General features: G+C 65.6%; 17 protein-coding genes. 12 read left to right on the top strand and 5 right to left on the bottom strand.

The features are described from left to right. The first annotated feature begins 25 nt into the window (after positions 1 to 25). Positions 26 to 625, top strand: a complete 600-nt coding sequence (locus tag AC54AF_RS14740; RefSeq protein WP_496637129.1) for a TetR/AcrR family transcriptional regulator — start codon at positions 26 to 28, stop codon at positions 623 to 625. Between the two features lie 25 nt (positions 626 to 650). Here AC54AF_RS14740 and AC54AF_RS14745 read toward each other — a convergent pair whose 3' ends face one another. Next, complete coding sequence (locus AC54AF_RS14745; RefSeq protein ID WP_496637130.1) at positions 651 to 1,022, bottom strand: flagellar basal body protein; 372 nt, start codon at positions 1,020 to 1,022, stop codon at positions 651 to 653. A 225-nt stretch (positions 1,023 to 1,247) separates the two neighbouring features. Between AC54AF_RS14745 and AC54AF_RS14750 the strand changes: the two genes are divergently transcribed. The 5 genes from AC54AF_RS14750 to AC54AF_RS14770 all read left to right on the top strand — a co-directional run bounded on the left by AC54AF_RS14750 (position 1,248) and on the right by AC54AF_RS14770 (position 5,924). Further along, complete coding sequence (locus tag AC54AF_RS14750) at positions 1,248 to 2,387, top strand: dienelactone hydrolase family protein (RefSeq protein ID WP_496637131.1); 1,140 nt, start codon at positions 1,248 to 1,250, stop codon at positions 2,385 to 2,387. A gap of 111 nt (positions 2,388 to 2,498) precedes the next feature. Then, positions 2,499 to 4,001, top strand: coding sequence for an NYN domain-containing protein (locus AC54AF_RS14755; RefSeq protein WP_496637132.1), 1,503 nt, complete (start codon positions 2,499 to 2,501; stop codon positions 3,999 to 4,001). Positions 4,002 to 4,086: 85 nt separating this feature from the next. Continuing rightward, positions 4,087 to 4,704: a PAQR family membrane homeostasis protein TrhA gene (gene trhA, locus AC54AF_RS14760; RefSeq protein ID WP_496637133.1), complete on the top strand. Its 618-nt coding sequence runs from the start codon at positions 4,087 to 4,089 to the stop codon at positions 4,702 to 4,704. An 81-nt stretch (positions 4,705 to 4,785) separates the two neighbouring features. Further along, on the top strand, positions 4,786 to 5,667 hold the full coding sequence (locus AC54AF_RS14765) for a LysR substrate-binding domain-containing protein (RefSeq protein ID WP_496637134.1): 882 nt from the start codon (positions 4,786 to 4,788) through the stop codon (positions 5,665 to 5,667). Positions 5,668 to 5,690: 23 nt separating this feature from the next. Continuing rightward, on the top strand, positions 5,691 to 5,924 hold the full coding sequence (locus AC54AF_RS14770; RefSeq protein ID WP_496637135.1) for a hypothetical protein: 234 nt from the start codon (positions 5,691 to 5,693) through the stop codon (positions 5,922 to 5,924). On the opposite strand, the gene AC54AF_RS14775 is transcribed toward AC54AF_RS14770, so the two are convergent. Both AC54AF_RS14775 and AC54AF_RS14780 read right to left on the bottom strand, forming a co-directional pair. Beyond that, a complete protein-coding gene (locus AC54AF_RS14775) occupies positions 5,914 to 8,793 on the bottom strand; it encodes a bifunctional diguanylate cyclase/phosphodiesterase (RefSeq protein ID WP_496637136.1) in 2,880 nt (959 codons plus the stop codon). The two genes, AC54AF_RS14770 and AC54AF_RS14775, sit on opposite strands and share 11 nt — an antisense overlap. A gap of 154 nt (positions 8,794 to 8,947) precedes the next feature. Beyond that, the gene (locus tag AC54AF_RS14780; protein WP_496637137.1) at positions 8,948 to 9,724 is read right to left on the bottom strand and encodes a spermine/spermidine synthase domain-containing protein; all 777 of its coding nucleotides are present in this window, start codon (positions 9,722 to 9,724) and stop codon (positions 8,948 to 8,950) included. A gap of 162 nt (positions 9,725 to 9,886) precedes the next feature. On the opposite strand from AC54AF_RS14780, the gene AC54AF_RS14785 reads away from it, so the two are divergent. After that, complete coding sequence (locus AC54AF_RS14785) at positions 9,887 to 10,162, top strand: hypothetical protein (protein ID WP_496637138.1); 276 nt, start codon at positions 9,887 to 9,889, stop codon at positions 10,160 to 10,162. A 37-nt stretch (positions 10,163 to 10,199) separates the two neighbouring features. Beyond that, entirely contained in the window at positions 10,200 to 11,351 is a 1,152-nt protein-coding gene (locus tag AC54AF_RS14790) for a GGDEF domain-containing protein (RefSeq protein WP_496637139.1), read from the top strand. Between the two features lie 6 nt (positions 11,352 to 11,357). Here the strand turns inward: AC54AF_RS14790 and AC54AF_RS14795 are convergent, their stop codons facing one another. Next, complete coding sequence (locus tag AC54AF_RS14795; protein ID WP_496637140.1) at positions 11,358 to 11,696, bottom strand: hypothetical protein; 339 nt, start codon at positions 11,694 to 11,696, stop codon at positions 11,358 to 11,360. Positions 11,697 to 11,935: 239 nt separating this feature from the next. Between AC54AF_RS14795 and AC54AF_RS14800 the strand changes: the two genes are divergently transcribed. From AC54AF_RS14800 to fdhD, 4 genes are all read left to right on the top strand, one after another. Continuing rightward, positions 11,936 to 13,018 carry a calcium:cation antiporter gene (locus AC54AF_RS14800; RefSeq protein WP_496637141.1) on the top strand — a complete coding sequence of 361 codons (1,083 nt, stop codon included), beginning with the start codon at positions 11,936 to 11,938 and terminating at the stop codon, positions 13,016 to 13,018. Between the two features lie 164 nt (positions 13,019 to 13,182). Continuing rightward, on the top strand, positions 13,183 to 14,640 hold the full coding sequence (locus AC54AF_RS14805) for a Ppx/GppA phosphatase family protein (protein ID WP_496637166.1): 1,458 nt from the start codon (positions 13,183 to 13,185) through the stop codon (positions 14,638 to 14,640). A gap of 94 nt (positions 14,641 to 14,734) precedes the next feature. Next, complete coding sequence (locus AC54AF_RS14810; RefSeq protein WP_496637142.1) at positions 14,735 to 15,385, top strand: hypothetical protein; 651 nt, start codon at positions 14,735 to 14,737, stop codon at positions 15,383 to 15,385. Between the two features lie 78 nt (positions 15,386 to 15,463). Next, the gene (fdhD, locus tag AC54AF_RS14815; protein WP_496637143.1) at positions 15,464 to 16,282 is read left to right on the top strand and encodes a formate dehydrogenase accessory sulfurtransferase FdhD; all 819 of its coding nucleotides are present in this window, start codon (positions 15,464 to 15,466) and stop codon (positions 16,280 to 16,282) included. Here fdhD and AC54AF_RS14820 read toward each other — a convergent pair. Then, positions 16,272 to 18,593 (bottom strand): FdhF/YdeP family oxidoreductase, encoded by a 2,322-nt coding sequence (locus AC54AF_RS14820; protein WP_496637144.1) that lies wholly within the window; start codon positions 18,591 to 18,593, stop codon positions 16,272 to 16,274. The genes fdhD and AC54AF_RS14820 overlap by 11 nt on opposite strands. Positions 18,594 to 18,629: the final 36 nt, after the last annotated feature.

An 18,629-nucleotide genomic window follows, 5' to 3' on the forward strand; every position in this document is an offset into this window, starting at 1 on the left:
GCCACTTCGCAAGCAGAGGATCAAGATGGCAGGAAGACCGAGGGAATTTGACCGCGCGCTGGCGCTGGCAAAGGCGCGCGACGCGTTCTGGACGCGCGGCTACGAGGGCGTATCGATGGCCGACCTGGTGGCGGCGCTGGGCATCGCCTCGGCGCGCATCTATGCGGCGTTCGGCTCGAAGGAGCAATTGTTCCGCGAAGCCGTGGAGCTGTATGAAACGGGAGAAGGCGCGTTTGCCGTGCACGCGCTGGCCGCCAGCCTGAACGTGCGCGACGCCGTGGCGCGCATGCTGGAAGAAGCCGTGCTGCTGTATACGCGCAGCGGCCAGCCGCAAGGCTGCATGGTGGTGACGGCCGCCACGAACACCAGCGCGGAAAACGCGGGCATCGCCGACTGGCTGGCGCAGCACCGCCGCGCGCGCACGCAAGCCGTCATCGAGCGCCTGCGCGCGGCGCAGCTGGCGGGAGAATTGAAAGGGGAGGCGGACGTGCAGGCGCTGGGCGACTACTATGCGGCCTTGCTGCACGGCTTGTCGGTGCAGGCGCGCGACGGCATTCCCGCCGAGCGGCTACTGGCGCTGATTCAGCCGGCCATGGCGCCGCTGGCGCTGGAAGTGAAAATGTAAACTATCTTGTCGATAGTTGCCGTGTTCAAGTCTTGACGTCGATCAGGCTGCCCAGGGCCTGGTCGGCGGCCTTGACGACATTCGCCGATAAATTGAAGCCGACCTTGTAGACGAGGTTATCTGTCAGTTCGGACGCGAGGCCCACGCCGTTCGGCCGGCTTTCCGCCGCCTTGGCCGCATTCGCGCTGGCGCCGCTGACGCTTTCGCTGGCGGCCAGCTTGCGCCCTTCGACGGAGAGGGTGACGCCCGTGCCGGCCGGGCTGGCTTCCTGGAACTCGGCTTTCTGCGGCTGGAAGCCCGGCGTATTCGCATTGGCGACATTGTTGGCGGCCACATCCAGCGCGCGCTGGTTGGCGGTCAGCCCCGAGGTGCCGGTGGTGAGGGCGGAGATGGACATGGCGACTCCTTCAGAATACGCCCAGTTTACTCCTTCCAGCGGGAAAAGGGGCGGATGGTGGTTGGTGCAAGGCAACAATTTTTTCCGCAGGTGCTTGCCGCAAAAAATAAGTGCATCACGTACATTTTCATATTGCGCCGTGGCATTTCACTGTCTAGACTGGCAGGGAAATCCTCCACGGAGTCCGCCATTTTTCCCCTGCGTCGCCCTGTTTTCCTGGGTTTTTTGCTCAGTCTGCCGTGCCTGCCCCTGCAAGCCCAGCTTGTTTCTTCCCAGTTGCCGCTCGATGCGCGCCTGAACGAGCAGGTCATCATGCTGCCGGCCGGCGACGGCGTGCGCGAAGCGCTGGAGACGACGGTGTTCCGTCCCGCCGGCCCAGGCCCGTTTCCCCTGCTGCTGATGAATCACGGCAAGCAGGCCGGCCCGGCCCGGCTGCAGCAGCGCGAGCGCTTTATCTATATGGCCACCGAATTCGTGCGCCGCGGCTATGCGGTGATGCTGCCCATGCGCGCCGGCTTTGCGCGTTCCATGGGCGCCTACCGCGATTTCGGCTGCGACATGCTGGGCAACGCCCAGGGTCAGGCGCGCGACATGCTGGCCGCGCTGGCGTATGCGCGCCGCCAGAGCTGGGTCGACCCGCAGCGCATCGTCGTCGCGGGGCAGTCGTATGGCGGCATGGCGGCGCTGGCGCTGGCCACCCGGGCGCTGCCCGGCGTGCGCGGCGTGCTCAATTTTGCCGGCGGCCTGCGCGTCGACATGCCCGGCTGCGACTGGCAAGGGGCGCTGGCCAAGTCCTTCGCCACCATGGGCGCCTACAACCACATCCCCAGCCTGTGGCTGTATGGCGCGAACGACTCGTACTTTTCGCCGGCCCTGGCGCGGCGGCTGTTCAATTCCTTTACCGGATCCGGCGGCCGCGCGCAACTGCTTGCGTATGGCCCGTTCAAGCGCGACGCCCACCTGACTCTGGGCAGCCGCGACGGGGTGGCCGTGTGGCTGCCCGCCACGGAGCGCTTCCTGCAGAAAATCGGCATGCCGGTGCGCCAGGTCTACCGCGTGGCCGAGGCGCCGTCGCCGCCCGCCACGCATTTCGCGCCGCAGGACGATATCGCCGCCGTGCCCTATCTGGAAGAACAGGGCCGGGCCGCCTATCGCGTCTTCCTGGAGAAAACCGCGCCGCGCGCCTTTGCCCTGTCGGCCAGCGGCGCCTGGGGCTGGGCCGAGGAGGGCGAAAGCCCCGATGTGCGCGCGCTCGCTTCGTGCCAGCGCCGCAGCAGCCTGCCGTGCCAGCTGTATTCGGTCGATGAAAGCGTTGTTTGGCCGCTCGCCGGCGCCAGCACGAGCGCCGCCGGCGGCGCACAATAGGCTGCCGCGCACGATAGTTGTCGCCGAAACGGGGGATGGGCGAATATACTAGGCGAAAAGGGAGGCGTTGCGCTTCCCGTCCGCCCTTATCATCAGCGAGAATTCACCCTTATGGCGTCATCCCCAGAAAACCTCAGCATGGCCGTGTTTTGCGACTTCGAGAACGTCGCGCTCGGTGTGCGAGATGCAAATTACGAAAAATTCGATATCAAGCCCATCCTCGAACGCTTGCTGCTCAAGGGCAGTATCGTTGTCAAGAAGGCATATTGCGACTGGGACCGTTATAAAAGTTTCAAGGGCACCATGCATGAGGCGAACTTCGAACTGATCGAAATTCCCCACGTGCGCCAGTCCGGCAAGAACTCGGCCGACATCCGCCTGGTGGTCGATGCGCTGGACCTGTGCTACACCAAGGCCCATGTGAACACCTTCGTCATCATCAGCGGCGATTCCGACTTTTCGCCTCTCGTGTCGAAACTGCGCGAAAACGCCAAGCAGGTGATCGGCGTGGGCGTCAAGCAGTCGACCTCCGACTTGCTGGTGGCCAACTGCGACGAATTCATTTTCTACGATGACCTGGTGCGCGAGAGCCGCCGCACGGCCGCCAAGCGCGACGCGCGCGACACGCCTGCGCCGAAGCGTTCGGCCGACGAGGAAGTGCGCCGCAAGGAGAAGTACGAGTCGCGCAAGACGGAAGCGATCGAGATGGCCGTCGAGACGTTCGACGCGCTGGTCTCGGAGCGCGGCGACAGCGGCAAGATCTGGGCCTCGATGCTGAAAGAAGCGATCAAGCGCCGCAAGCCGGACTTCAGCGAATCGTATTACGGTTTCCGCACCTTCGGCAACCTGCTGGAAGAAGCGCAGACGCGCGGCTTGCTGGAATTTGGCCGCGATGAAAAATCGGGCGCCTATGTCTACCGCAGCAGCGGCCTGGTTCCCGTGGCTGCGCCCGTGAACGGGGAAGCCGCCAGCGACGTCGTCGCCAGCGAGACCGGCGCGACGGCGGAAGAGGGCAACAGCCGCGAAGGCGGCAGCCGCCGCGATTCGCGCCGCAACGGACGTGGCGGCCGCAAGCAGAACGAGCAACGCCGTGGCGAGTCCGCGCCGCAGGCCTTCGTGCCGGTGGCCGACGCGGAAGCCGTCGTCGTCGAGCAGTATGCGCCGGCGCCGCAGCCGGAAGTGCAGCACGAGGTGGCCGAGGCGGTGGAACTGGTGGCCGAGGTGGCGGCCGAAGAAGGCAACGCCAAGCGCGGTTCGCGCCGCAATGGCCGTGGCGGCCGCAAGAATGGCGATGGCGGCCGCGAAGCGCGCGCCGAAGCCGTCGAGGCAGCGCCGGTGGAAGCCGTGCCTGCGCCAGTGCCCGAGCCGGTAGCCGACGTGGTCGTGGAAGCCGTCGCCGAAGCGAAGCCCAAGGCCAAGCCGCGCACGCCGGCCCGCAAGGCGGCAGCGGCGAAGAAACCGGCCAGGAAGGCGGCGGAAGCTGTTGTTGAAGCGGCGCCTGTCGTCGAAGCGGAGCCGGTGGAAGCGGTTGCCGTGACCGAAGACCAGCCGGCCAAGGCGCCACGCAAGACGCCGGCACGCCGTCCCGCGCGCAAGAAGGCGGAAGAAGCTTGATTGAAACCCCAAAGCAAGAACTGGGGTCAGACCCGGCGGGTCTGACCCCGGAATTTTGCTGCGTTTCCGTGGGCGGGGCTTAGCCATGTATCACGGTGAACGGTTCAACAGCATTTCCCATACGGTGGGCGCCGCCCTGGCGGCCATCGGCGGCGTCATCCTGATCGTCGTGGCGGCCCGCACGGGCGACGCCTGGAAAATCGTCAGCTGCAGCGTGTATGCGGCCATGCTGCTGACCTTGTACCTGACTTCCACCCTGTACCACAGCGTGCGCGGCAAGGCCAAGGCCATACTGCAGCGGCTCGACCACTGCGCCATTTACCTGCTCATCGCGGGAACCTACACGCCCTTCATGCTGGTGACCCTGCGCGGACCGTGGGGCTGGTCGCTGTTTGGCGTCGTCTGGGGCCTGGCCCTGCTCGGCATCGTGCAGGAATATGTGTACGCGAAAGGCGCGCGCATCCTGTCGCTGGTGATCTACGTGGCGATGGGCTGGCTGATCGTCGTCGGCATCAAGCCGCTGCTGGCGGCGCTCGAGTGGAACGGTTTCCTGTGGCTGGTGGCGGGCGGCCTGTGCTACACGGGCGGCATCGCTTTCTATGCCACCGACCACAAGCTGCGCCATGGCCACGGCATCTGGCATCTGTTCGTGCTGGCCGGCAGTATCTGCCATTTTATCGCCATTTTGTTCTACGTTGCCTGACGTAGCGCGCAGCCCGGTCAGCCTCGCTGACTATTGCCTGCAATCCATTATAATGCCTTGATCTGTGAAACAAGGGCAAGAATGGACATCAATTCGGACGACCTGAAAATCTTCGTCACCGTCATCGACAGCGGCACCCTGAGCGCGGCCGCCGTGCACCTGGGACAAACCACCTCGGGCGTCAGCCGCGCCCTGTCGCGCCTGGAAGACAAGCTGGCCACCTCGCTGCTGACGCGCACCACGCGGCGCATGGAGCTGACGGAGGAGGGGCAGCTGTTCCTGGACAAGGCGCGCGCCATCCTCGCCTCGATGGAAGACGTGGAAGAGTCGATCCGCATCCGCCGCCAGAAACCGGCCGGGCGGCTGTGCGTCGATGCCGCCTCGCCCTTCATGCTCCATTGCGTGGTGCCCCACGTGGCCGAGTTTCGTGCCATGTACCCGGACATCCGCCTGGAGCTGACCAGCAACGACCAGATCGCCGACCTGCTCGAGCACCGCACCGATATCGCCATCCGCATCGGCGCCCTGGTCGACTCGACCCTGCATGCACGCCCCCTCAGTGCCAGCCCGCTGCACGTGCTGGCCACGCCCGCCTATCTGGCGCGCCACGGCACGCCGGCCACGCCGGAAGCGCTGTCCGGTCATGCGCTGCTGGGCTTTGCGCAATATGAACTGGGCAATCAGTGGCCGCTGCGCCACGAGGCGGGCAACAGCCTGCAGATCGTGCCCGCGCTGGCAGCCTCCAGCGGCGAAACCCTGCGCCAGCTGGCCCTGCACGACCAGGGCATCGTCTGCCTGTCCGATTTCATGACGAAGGACGACATCGCGGCCGGCCGCCTGGTGCAGGTGCTGCAACCGTTCTATACGGGCTACCGCCAGCAGATCCACGCCGTGTATTACCGCAACACGCAGCTGGCGCAGCGCATCAGCTGCTTCCTCGAATTCCTGCAACAGAAGCTATAAGGCCGGGCATGTAGGCGAAGAGCATGGAGTGCCCCACCTGCGGCGAATATGGCGACCTGCTGCACGCAACGGTCAAGAAAACGGGGCAGGCGGTGATCGTTTGCACGGAATGCGATTTCGTATGGCCGCATCCTGAGCAGGACATTGATACGGCGCATGCCACGGATGTGGCTTTCCTGCTGGCGCAAGCCGGCCTGGCCGACGACTGGGCCGAGCTCGAGCTCGGGGCAAGGGTGCCGCCGCCGGCTACAGCATGACGTGCGTTTCTTCCGCCCGCAGCCGGATTTCCACCTCGTGCGCGGGCAGCGGGTGGCTGAAGTAATAACCTTGCGCTTCATCGCAGCCATGGCGGCGCAGGTAATCGAGCTGCTCCGCCGTTTCCACGCCTTCGGCCACCACGCGCAGTTTCAGATTGTGCGCCAGGGCGATGATGGAGACGACGATGGCCGCATCGTCCGCGTCGCGCGCCACGTCCCCGACGAAACTGCGGTCGATCTTCAGCACGTCGATGGGGAAGGTGCGCAGGTAGGCAAAGCTGGAATAGCCGGTGCCGAAGTCGTCGATCGACAGCTGCACCCCCAGCGCCTTCATGTCGTGCAGCTGGCTGACGGCCAGCGCCACGTCGTGCATGAACAGGCTTTCCGTCAGTTCCAGTTCCAGGCAGGCGGGCGGCAAGCCCGTTTCCAGCAGCACTTCGGCGATCGAGGCCACCAGGTTCGGCTCGTTGAACTGGCGTGCCGACAGGTTCACGGCCAGGCGCAGTTGGCCCAGTCCAGCCGCATGCCAGGCCTGCATCTGCGCGCACGCCTGGCGCATGACCCACGCGCCGATCGGCACGATCAGGCCCGTGTCTTCGGCCAGCGCGATGAAGCGCTGCGGCGCCACCATGCCCAGCTCCGGATGCTGCCAGCGCAGCAGCGCTTCCACGCCGACGATGCGCCCGCTGTCCAGGTCCACCTGCGGCTGGTAATGCAGCACGAACTGCTCGCGTTCGAGCGCGTTGCGCAGCGCCGTCTCGATGCGCAGGCGCTCCAGCGTGGCCTGGTTCATGGCCGTCGTGTAGAACTTGATGTTGTTGCGGCCCTGTTTCTTGGCGCAGTACATGGCGATGTCGGCCTGCTCGATCAGGTTCTGCGTCTCGCCATGCAAGGTCACGTCGCCGGGCGCGTCGTAGCGCGACATGTCGTAGACGGCCACGCCGATGCTGCAGGTGACGAAAAATTCCTTGCCATCTAACAGTACCGGCTGCGCCACGGCATCCATCACGCGCTGCACGATGGCGCCGCTGAGCACTTCGTCGACCTGTTCGCACAGGATGGCGACGAATTCATCGCCCGACAGGCGCGCCACCGTATCGCTTTCCCGCAGGCTGGCCTGCAAGCGCGTGGCGATGGTTTTCAGCAGCAGGTCGCCGGCCTTGTGGCCCAGGCTGTCGTTGACGAACTTGAACCGGTCGAGGTCGATCAACAGCACCCACAATGCGCGGTTCTTGCGGCGCGACAGCGCCATCGCCTGCGCCAGGCGGTCGCGCAGCAGGGCGCGGTTGGGCAAGCCCGTCAGCACATCGTGGTGGGCGATGTGCTGGATTTGCTGCTCGGCCAGCTTGCGTTCCGTGATTTCCGAACCCGTGCCCCGGTAGCCGCGAAATTCGCCCAGCTCGTTGAACAGCGGTTCGCCATTGATGCTGAACCAGCGCAGCTGGCCGTCGCGGTCCTGCATCGCATATTCGAGGTTGGAAAAGGGCAGGTGTGCTTCCAGATTGGCGATGTGCTGCTTGCCCCAGCGCGAATTGCGCATCTCCGGGTTGTTTTCCCAGCGCGTCATGCCGATGAAGCGTTCCAGCGGCATGTTCGACTTGTCCGTGAAACCGCTGGTGATGTGGGTGAAGCAGAAGTTGGCATCCTGTTCCCAGTACCAGTCCGAAGACAGGGCCAGCAGGCGGCGGAAGCGCTTCTCGCTTTCCTGCAGGGCGCGCTCCGTGCGCTGGCGCGCCCGCACGTCGGCGCTGAGCAGCTCATTGCTGCGTTTGAGGTCGGCCGTGCGCTGCTCCACCAGCAGTTGCACGCGGCGCGAACGCTGCGTCAGCGATTGCACGAAGGCGGCCGTCAGTGCGCTGAACAGCAAGCCCGTGATCAGGGTAAACAGGGAGCCCAGATGGTCGGCCAGGAAGGGGCGCGGATGGGCCACCACGCGCACGTGCCAGGGCCGGCCGGCGGAAGCAAAGGCCCGGTCATACTGGTTGTGGTAGGCAAAGTGCAGCCAGCGGGGCAGCGATTCCCAGGCGCCGCCCGGTTCATCGGCAGGCGCCTGGCCATGCCGGAAGATCAGTTGGCGCGGGTCGGCGCCGGCGTCCGCGTAGACGCTCAGTTCAAGCTGGGAGTCGTCCAGCAGGTCGGCGCCGGCGAGGATTTTCTGCACCAGTTCCCCGGCGCGCACGATGACCGCCGTATCGCCGATCAGCGCCGCGCGCCGCTGCTGGACCGTTTGCAGGGGCACGCCATGGCGGTACACGGGACGCACGATGACGAAGCCCTGTTGCGGTCCCTGCGCCAGGGCCAGCAGGCCGGTGGCGGTGGTCTGGCCGCTGATGATCGCCTGTTCCAGCGCGCGCGCCAGCACGCCGCTCGGGCTGACGTTCAGGCCGAAGGCGGGGCGGTTGCCTTGCAAGGGGACGAGGTAGTCCACCACCAGGTAGCTGGCGCGCGCCGTGGCGGGCACGACGACGCCATCGCGCATTTCCGTCATGGCGTAGTCGGGCACGATGCGCCGCAGCTCGGCCTCGAATGCCGCGCGCTGCGCATGCGGCACGATGCGGTGGAAATTGAAGGCCTGGATGAATGGGTGGCGCTGCAGCAGCGGCGTGGTGAAGTCGTGGAACTGCTCCCGTGTGACGGGCACGACGGCTGCAAACAGCTGGTTCGTCGTGGTCAGCACTTCGACCGCGTCGTCCAGCCCCTGCTCGATGGCGGCGACGCGCGCGCCAGCGCGCTGCTGCAGGCTCAGGCTCATCTTGTCGTACTCGAGCTGGCTGATGGCGGCAAACAGCACGGCCGTCACGCTGACGCCGCTGGCAAAGGTCAGCGCGGCCGCAGCGGAAATCGACAATGGCAGGCGGCCACGCAGCATGGTTTTTCCTATCTCACTTCATCGACACATGGGTTCGGCAGCGCCTGCCGGCCCCACGCAGGCCGTAGTTTGTCATAAACCACATCCATCATGCGGATTTTGCACCAAATCACTGCTAATAAGCAACAATATCTATGGCCGGGCAAGACGACTTTCAGTCGCTGTCCGCGCCTGAATGGCGGCGCAAGCGCCACAACTGCCAGGCCGGCAGCCAGCGGTTCAGGAAAGCCAGGCCGGCCATCCGCCGCCAGCGCACCAGGCGCACCACGCGCACGGCGCGGCCGCCGGCGCCCTGGCCTTGCTCCGGCTTGGCGGCGAAGATGATGCGGTTATTGCCCGCGATGCCATCGAAGTGGCAGACGGCGCCGCGGAAGGTGAGCATCAGGCGCGCCAGCATGGCGGGATAGTGCTCGTCATAACTGAACAGGTTGGCCACCAGCACGCCGCCGGGCAGCAGGGCGCGCAGGCAGTCCGCATAGAAGCGCGCGCTGCCCAGGGCGGGCGGCAAGCCCGTTTCGTCGTAGCCATCGAGCAGCAGCACGTCGGCGCAGCCCGGATGCAGGCGGATATAGCTGACGGCGTCCGTTTCGATGATGCGCAGGCGCGCGTCGTCGGGCGGCAGCATGAACTGCTCTCGCAGGGCGATCACGTCGGCGCGCAATTCCAGCACCGTGATGCGCGTGTCGGGCAAGTGGCGGTGGCAGAATTTCAGCAGCGAGCCGCCGCCCAGGCCCACCATCAGGATGTGCCGCGGGCGCGGCACGAACAGGGTGAAGCACATCATGGCGCGCGCATAGCGCAGCAGCAGATGGTCGGGGCGCGACAGCAGCATTTCGCTCTGGATCATGCCGGGCTGGAATTCCAGCCGGCGCCGGTCGCCACAGGTATGCACCTGCGGGGCAAGTGGGGTGGTGCTTCTGTTTTCCGGCATGGGGCGACTTCGCTGAGTGGACTGGGGGAGATGCTTTGTTGCATTCAGAGAAATCTGATAAGCTCCCGTGAGCATACTCGATTAATCCGCGCCGAGCATGCGTATACGATGTATATGGCGCGCGGCGGCACGGCCGCGCAGTCGGGCACCATGGAGACAAGCATGTTTTTGGATCACCCCATTATTACGGCAACGAACAGTTTTACGGAGCCTGACCGCATCGAGCGGCTGACGCGCGTGTATGGCTACGCGGCGGCGCTGGCCGACCAGGCCGAGAATGTCGGCTTCATTGAAAAAGTGGCGCAAATCCACGATCACAAGGGTACCCTCATCGTGTTCTGGCACGAGGCGCCCAGCGACGTGGAAAAGCAGTATTTCGTGCAGGCGTGGGCCAGCAAGATCGGCGACGGCAGCACCAATGTCGAGCACGAAATCTGACCTGGCGCGCCGCGCCTGCGCAGCGATAGCGTAGCCCATGGATATCAAGACCCTGGTACTGGCCCTGGCGCTCGGCAACCTGAGCCTGTGCGCGGCCCTGTTCTTCTTCGAGTACGAGCGCAAGAAGTCGCTCAGCATGTCCACCTGGGCGGTGGCCAAGCAATGTCAGGCCGTGGCCTGGTGCCTGCTGTACTTCCGCGGCGTGCTGCCCGATTTCCTCTCGGTCTTGCTGGGCAACAGCCTGCTGTTTGCCGGCATGGCGCTCGACGCGGGCGCGCTGTGGCAGGCGGCCGGACGCAGCGGCTGGCGCCGCTATGTCTTGCCGGCGCTGGGCCTGTCGGTGGCGCTGTTCGCCGCCTGCTATCTGTTTGACGTGGCGCCGCTGCTGCGCAGCGCCGGCGGTTCGCTGATCGTGGCCGGTTTCTTCCTGGCCGGCGTGGCCGCGCTGTGCCTGAAATGGCGCGAGGCGAGCATGCTGCGCCGCTTCCTCGTCGTCAGCATGGGCCTGCTGTCGCTGCTGATCGCCGCGCGCGGCGTGCTCGCTGCCGCCGTCCCGGCCTTCGACGCGGAACTGCTGCAGCTGGCCGGTTTTGGCGCCCTGTACCTGATGATGTTGACGAACGCCTTCGGCTACCTGCTGCTGTCGCGTGAAAAACTGGGCGGCGAGCTGGCGCGCCTGGAAGTGCTCGACGCGGCCACGGGCGTGCCGAACCGGCGCGGCTTTTACCAGGCGCTGGCGCCATGGATGGCGCTGGCGCGCCGGCCCGGCTTGCCGACGGCGCTGGTGGTGCTCAATATCGACCACTTTAAAAGAGTCAATGACAGCTATGGCCATCCGGTGGGCGATGCGGTGCTGAAAACCATCGTCGACACGTGCCGCCAGCAACTGCGCGACAGCGACCTGATGGGCCGCCTGGGCGGCGCCGAATTCGCCATCCAGCTGCCGCGCACGACCCTGGCCGATGCGCTGATGGTGGCCGAGCGCATCCGCGCCGCCGTCGAAGTGTTGCCCGTCAAGACGGAACGCGCCGTGCTGCAGCTGACGGCCAGCCTGGGCGTGACCACCATCCGCGCCGAAGACAGCACCGTCAGCCTGTTCAAGCGCGCCGACGAGGCGCTGCAGGCGGCCAAGCAGGCCGGCCGCAACAGGGTGGTGGAAGCACGCGGCGCCAGCACCCTGGACATTTAAGCCGGCTTACTTCTTGCGTGAGCCCAGCCAGCTCGGTTCCTTGCCGCATTCCTTGCTGAGGAACAGGGCGTCGAGGCCGGGATCGCAGCGCCGGTCGGGCGTTTTCATCGGCTCGACGCTGAGCCATTCGCTCTTGGGCAGGATCTTTTCTTCGCGTGGCGCCACGGGCGGCGCGGGCGGCAGGCTGTCTTGCCAGCGTGATTCTGCGGCAGGCGCGGGCGGGGTGGCCCAGTTCGCGTCTACCTGCGCCGCCTGCGCTGGCGGCGTGTCCGCGTGTGCGGCGGCGCAAAATACGCTGCCAGCGAAGAAGAAGGTGCGCATGGCCGTGTTGTTTATTGAAATCATGGTCTGTCCTTGGTCGTTGCCGGTAAGGCGTGCTCTGCAGTATGACGACGGCAGCAAGCAAAAAGACAAGAGAATTGCAACGGTATGTTACCAGACAGGCCATGCTGGACGCCGGTACGCCGAACATGTGCATTCCCTAACTTTCATTTAAGCTAAGCAAGTTATGCTGTGGGGTGCATGCTAGGCCCTTCTTGTCGTCCGCACCGCAGTCCCCCTTTTTTACTCTTGCCAGGCCCATAATGAAAATGCTCAAAACCCTGCCTGTATGGCCGCTTGCCGCCCCGCTTGCCGGCTGGCTGTTCCTCTTCGGTTCCACCTTCAACGTCGGCGGCGCCTACCAGATCCTGCTGGTGGCTGGCCTGATCGGCAGCGTGCTGGCCGCCGTGTACCACGCGGAAGTGGTGGCGCACCGTATCGGCGAACCGTATGGCACCCTGGTGCTGGCGCTGGCCGTGACCCTGATCGAGGTGGCGCTGATCGTCTCGCTGATGCTGGCCGGCGGGCCGGAAACGACGGGCCTGGCGCGCGACACCGTGTTTGCCGCCATCATGATCATCTTGAACGGCATCGTCGGCATTTGCCTGCTGCTGGGCGCCGGGCGCCACCGCGAGCAGACCTTCGGCCTGCTGGGCGTGAGCGCTTCCCTGGCCACCCTGGCGGCCATCGCCGTTCTGACCCTGGTGCTGCCGAATTACACATCGAGCGCCGCCGGCCCGTATTACAACTCCAGCCAGCTCATTTTCATCGCCGTCATCTCGCTGGTCCTGTACGGCACTTTCGTGCTGGTGCAGACGGTGCGCCACCGCGATTATTTCCTGCCCAAGGAAGCCGTCGGCGATGAAGAGGTGCATGCGGCGCCGCCCACGCCCACCGTCGCCTGGGTCAGCGCCGCCGCGCTGCTGGTGTGCCTGGGCGCCGTGGTGCTGCTGGCCAAATCGCTGGCGCCCGCGCTGGAGACGGCGATTGCCGCCATGGGCGCGCCGAAAACCCTGGTCGGCATCGTCATCGCCGCCATCGTGCTGCTGCCCGAAGGCCTGGCCGCCGTGCGCGCCGCGCGCGCCAACCGGCTGCAAACGAGCCTGAACCTGGCGCTCGGTTCGGCGCTGGCCAGCATCGGCCTGACGATTCCCGCCGTGGTGGTGGTGTCGCTGGCCACGGGCCTGACGATCACCCTGGGACTCGATATCAAGTCGACGGTGCTGTTGCTGCTGTCGCTGATGGTGGCCACCCTGTCGCTGGGCACGGGCCGCACCACGGTCATGCAGGGCACGGTGCACCTGGTGATTTTCGCCGTGTATCTGTTTACCACCATCGTTCCTTAAACGTCGCCGCTGCGCGACTTCTTGTCACAATCCTGTCACGCCGCTGTCATACGATGGGGGTAGTGTGGTAGGATTTTTAAATCGTTTAAATGATTTATATAGTTTAGCAACTGAATTTGCCAACTTTTTTAGTTGGCATTGCAATGACAAGACAAGAGGCCAGTATGTATGCAGCGGTGGACCTGGGGTCCAACAGTTTTCGTTTACACGTCGGCAAGCATGATGGCGACACGATCCGCGTGGTCAAGAGCGTGCGCGATCCGATACGCCTGGCCGCCGGCCTGGATGCCAATGGCGACCTGACCGACGCGGCCATGCAGGGCGCGCTGGCCTGCCTGCAGCGCTTTCGCGCCATTCTCGCCGGCTTCGAACTCGATGCCGTGCGCGTGGTGGCCACGTCGGCCATGCGCGTGGCGCGCAATGGCGCCGTCTTCCTGCCGCTGGCCGAGCAAGCCATCGGCTACCCGATCGAGATCATCTCGGGCGAGGAAGAGGGGCGCTTGATCTACATGGGCGTGGCCAATGCGCTGGCCATTCCTGGTGAACGCCGGCTGGTGATGGATATCGGCGGCGGCTCGACCGAACTGATACTGGGGCGCGGCAACGATATCGAGCGCGTCGAGTCCTTCAGCCTGGGCACCGTCAAGCAAAGCCTGTCGTTCTTCATCGGCGGGCGCATCGACGCGCCGTCGTTCGAGGCGGCCATCCTGTCGGCGCGCAGCCATTTCGAGGATGCCGCGCCGCCGTACCTTCCGCAGCACTGGAAGACGGCCTACGGCTCTTCCGGCACCATCCGCACCATCGCCGACATCATCGCCCGCAACAAGCTGGGCGATGGCTTGCTCACGAGCGCCAGCCTCGACGCGCTGGCGCGCCGCTTCATCGAACTCGGTCACACGAGCCGCATCGACATGCCCGGCTTGCGCCCCGACCGCGCCAGCACCATCGTCGGCGGCCTGGCCATTTTGATTGGCCTGTTCCGCGAACTGGCCATTCCCGCCATGACGCCGATCGAGGCGGGCCTGCGCATGGGCGTGATGTGGGATCTGTACCTGCGCTCGACCAAGCGCGACCGCCGCGAACAGTCGGTGCAGGGCTGCATGGAGAAATTCCATATCGACCAGCAGCGCGCCGGCCGCGTGGCCGAGCAGGCGCTGGCCATGTATGCGCAGCTCAAGCCCACGTCCGACGCCCTGGTGAAATGTCTGCGCTGGAGCAGCCTGCTGCACGAAGTGGGCCTGGTCGTGTCGCAGACGGGCTACCACAAGCACGCATCCTACATCGTGGAAAACGCGGACTTGCCCGGTTTTACCACGCGCGAACAGAAGACCATGAGCCGGCTGATCCTGGCGCAGAAGGGCAATCTGCGCAAGATCGGCGAAGTGCTGTCCGACCCCGATTTCGCCAAGGCCGTGCTGGCGCTGCGTCTGTCGATCTTGCTCATGCATGCGCGCATCGAGGCCGATTTCAGCGAACTGCGCCTGCGCATGAAGAGCCGCATCGAGCTCGACATCAAGCGCGGCTGGGTGGCGCACCACCCCACCGTGTCGTTCTGGATCGAGAAGGAGCAGGAATTCTGGGATGAGGTCGGGGTCGATTTCACGATCCGCGCCAGCGCGTGAGGAGGGGACAATATTGACGCAATTTGATGTGCAGCAAGCAAGGTTTTAAAAAACCGTATATATTGTTTATATTATTTATTAGATTGGAAAATCCATGACCAAACCCGTTCCAGCGAAAAAAGCCGACAGCACGCCCGTATCGATGTTCCCCACCAGCGCCTCGATCAACGCGGCAGCTGCCAAGGCCGCACCGGCCGCCAAGCCTGCAGTGAAGCCTGCCGCCAAGCCGGTGGCAAAAGCCGTCGTCAAGCCAGTGGCCGCAAAGCCGGCAGCAGCGAAACCTGCCGCCGCCAAGCCGGCAGCCAAGGCCGCTGTGGCGAAGCCCGTCGCCAAAGTCGCCGCCAAGCCGGTCGTCAAGGCGGCAGTGAAAGCCGTTGCCAAGCCGGCGGCCAAGGTTGCCGCGAAACCTGCCGCCAAGCCGGTAGCGAAAACCGCCGTCAAACCGGTAGCCAAAGCGGCCGCCAAGCCGGCGCCAGCGAAAAAGGCGCCGCTCGCCAAGGTCGCCGCCGTCAAGGAAAAAGCCCGCAAGCCGAAACTGGTGCGCGACAGCTTCACCATGCCGGAAGCGGAATACGAAGTCCTGGGCCAGGTGAAAAAAGCCTGCCTGAAAGCCGGTTTCGAGATCAAGAAAAGCGAATTGCTGCGCATCGGCGTGGCGCTGATCAGCCAGATCGACCTGGCCACCCTGCAAAACGTGCTGGCCGGCTTGCCGCAGCTGAAAACGGGCCGTCCGAAGAAGGATTGATGGCGCGAGCGGAGGGGCCGCCCCCGCTTGCCCATTCTGGTTTACCATGGGGCCTGTGATAGTTCCCCCATGGTTGCCATGTCAGAAGAAACCAGTATTGAGCGCGCCGGCTTCGTCGAGCGCGCCATCGTCCGCCACCGCGCGGGCGGTTCCATTGCCGCCATCGACCACGTCGCCGAGGAAATCCCCGTCGCGCTGGTCTTCAATGGCATTTCCCACGTCGTCATGATGGCCACCCCGCGCGACCTGGAAGCGTTCGCCTACGGCTTCGCGCTGACGGAAGGCGTGGTCGCATCCGCCGGCGCCATCTTCGACTGCGAAGTGTTCCTGCGCCCCGACTCCGCCGAAGTGGCGTTGAGCATCGCGCAGGAAGACTTCGTTCGCCTGAAGGACCGGCGCCGCCAGCTGACGGGCCGCACGGGCTGCGGCGTGTGCGGTATCGACAGCATCGACATGCTCGACTTGCGGCCCGCGGCGCTGCCGCCATCGCTGATCCACGTCGACCTGCCCGCCGCGCTGGCACGCGCATCAAGCGGCCTGCGCGAACACCAGGCGCTGATGCGGGAAACGGGCGGCGTCCATGCGGCCGCGTGGTGCACGCCCGATGGCGATATCGTGCACGTGTTCGAGGATGTCGGCCGGCACAATGGCCTCGACAAGCTGATTGGCCATCTGGCGCTGCACGGTATCGACATGCGGCGCGGCTTCGTCTTCCTGTCCAGCCGCGGCAGCTACGAGCTGGCGCGCAAGGCGGCGCGCATGCAGATTCCGCTGCTGGCGACGATTTCCGCCCCCAGTTCGCTGGCCATTTCCATCGCCACGCAGGCGGGCATGAAGCTGGTGGGTTTCTGCCGCCAGGATGCGTACGTCGATTACACGCCCGCCATCACGCTCTAACTTCACTGCGCTGCAGCAGCACGGGCACGGACTTCGATGTCGGCGTGCCGGCACCGTCGGCCGTGCTGGCCAGCGGCACCAGCGCGTTCGTCTCCGGATAATACGCGCCCAGGCAGCCGCGCGGAATGTCGTAGGCGACGAGCCGGAAGCCGTCGGCGCGGCGCGCCACGCCATCGTCCCAGGCGCCGATCAAGTCCACCAGCTCGCCGTCGGCAAAGCCCAGCATGGCGATATCTTCCTTGTTGGCGAAGACCACCTTGCGCGTGCCGTACACGCCCCGGTAGCGGTCGTCCATGCCGTAGATGGTGGTGTTGTACTGGTCGTGCGAGCGCGTGCTCATCAGGACCATCAGGCGCTCGCCGTGGCGCGCGCGGGCGCGGTGCAGAGGCGTGTCCAGCTGCAGCGGGGCGACGAGGAAGCTGGCCTTGCCGCTGGCCGTCTTCCACACGCGCTCGCGCGAGGCCACCGTCAGATGAAAGCCGCCCGGCTGCGCCACCCTGGCGTTGTAGTCGTAAAAGTCGTCGAACACCTTCTCGATGTCGTCGCGGATGCGCGCATAGTCGGCCGCGTACGCGCGCCAGTCGACCAGGGCGTTGCCCACCGTCGCTTCCGCCATGCCGGCCACGATGGCCACTTCCGAGCGCAACTGCGGTGAAGCGGGCGCATTGCGGCCGTACGAGATATGCACCATGCTCATCGAGTCTTCCACCGTCACGCCCTGCGCCACGCCGCCCTGCAGGTCGATCTCCGTGCGCCCCAGCGTGGGCAGCAGCAAGGCTTCCTTGCCGATGACCAGGTGGCTGCGATTGAGCTTGGTGGCCACCTGCACCGTCAGCGCGCACTGGCGCAGCGCGGCACAGGTCAGCGGCGTGTCGGGCGTGGCGGCGGCGAAATTGCCGCCCAGCGCAATGAACACCTTGACGTCGCCGCGCCGCATGGCGTCGATGCTGGCCACCACGTCGTGGCCGTGCGCGCGCGGCGGCGCGAATCCATACACCTGGCCCAGGCGGTCGAGGAAGGCGCTGGTCGGCTTTTCCTCGATGCCCACCGTACGGTCGCCCTGCACGTTGGAGTGGCCGCGCACGGGGCACAAGCCGGCGCCGGGCTTGCCGATCTGCCCGCGCAGCATCATCAGGTTCGACAGCATGCGGATGGCCGCCACGCTGTGCTTGTGCTGCGTCAGGCCCATGCCCCAGGTGGCGATGACGCGCTGGCCCTTGACGAAGATGTCCGTCAATGCCTCGATCTGCGCGCGCGCCACGCCCGACTCGCGCAGCAGCAGTTCCCAGCTTTCTGCGCGCAGGTCCTCGCGGAATGCCTCGAAACCACTGCAGTGTTCCAGAATGAAGGCGTGGTCGATGACGGCGGGCCTGCCTGCCTCCTGGGCCGCGTCGTCATGCTCGACGACGCGCTTGGCGACGGCCTTGATCAGGGCGAAATCGCCGCCCAGGGTGGGCTGGACGAACAGGCCGGCCAGGCGCGTGCTGCCCAGGGTCGCCATTTCCAGCGCGCTTTGCGGGTCCGTGAAGCGCTGCAAGCCCCGTTCGCGCAGGGGATTGATGGAGACGATGCTGCCGCCGCGGCGCGCGCAGTCGCGCAGTTCGCCCAGCATGCGCGGGTGGTTGGTGGCGGGATTCTGGCCGAAGATGAGGATGGTGTCGGCCAGTTCGAAGTCGGCCAGGGTCACCGTGCCCTTGCCGATGCCCACCGTGGCTGGCAAGCCGCGGCTGGTCGCCTCGTGGCACATATTGGAGCAGTCGGGGAAGTTGTTGGTGCCGTACAGGCGCGCCATCAGCTGGTACAAGAAGGCTGCTTCGTTGCTGGCGCGGCCCGATGTGTAAAACGCGGCCTGGTTCGGATCGGGCAGGGCGCGCAGGTGTCGCCCCACGAGGGCGTAGGCGTCTTCCCAGGCGATGGGCACATAGCGGTCGCTGGCGGCGTCGTATACCATCGGTTCGGTCAGGCGGCCGTGCTGTTCGAGCGCGTAGTCCGACTGTTGCAGCAGCTGCGTGACGGTATGGCTGGCAAACAGTGCCGGGCCGGCGCGGCGGCTGGTCGCTTCGGCAGCGACGGCCTTGGCGCCGTTTTCGCAAAAGGCGAACGTGGAAGCGTGGTTGCGGTCGGGCCAGGCGCAGCCGGGGCAATCGAAGCCGTCGGGCTGGTTTTGCGCCAGCAGCGCCTTCAGATTGCCGGGCGCGACCCGTTCCTGGCGCAGGCTGATGGCCACGTGTTTCAATGCACCCCAGCCGGCTGCCGGCCTGGTGTAAGGCGTGATATGGATGGCTTCCGGGACGACGTCCGTGTCTTTCATGGTCTCTTTCGGCTGGGCGAGTGTGGTAATTATGCA

The sequence above is a fragment of the Janthinobacterium sp. JF4 genome (assembly GCF_059617925.1).